The 253-nt window shown below is 65.2% G+C and carries 1 pseudogene; it reads left to right on the forward strand.

From position 1 onward, the window contains the following. Positions 1-171: pseudogene (locus ACEN88_RS35815) on the forward strand (GlxA family transcriptional regulator); the annotation flags it as partial. Between the last annotated feature and the right edge of the window lie 82 nt (positions 172-253).

Consider the following 253-nt stretch of genomic DNA (forward strand, 5'->3'; position numbering starts at 1 on the left):
ATCCACTGGGAAAACATGTCGGCGCTGAAGGAAGAGTTTCCGGATACGCGCTTCCTGAAGGAACTGTTCGTGGTCGACCGCGACCGCATCACGTGCACGGGCGGCGTCGCGCCGCTCGACATGATGCTGAACCTGATCGCCGCGCGACGAGCGGCATCCGCTGTTGCGCGCTCGTGTCGCGCACGTGTTCGACGATGAACTGCTCGGCGATCTGCGTGACGCGCGGGGTGCCCACGCGCGCGGCGATCAGGTT

It is taken from the genome of Massilia sp. CT11-108, assembly GCF_047302915.1.
GTDB classification, from domain to species: Bacteria; Pseudomonadota; Gammaproteobacteria; order Burkholderiales; family Burkholderiaceae_D; genus Telluria; species Telluria orientalis.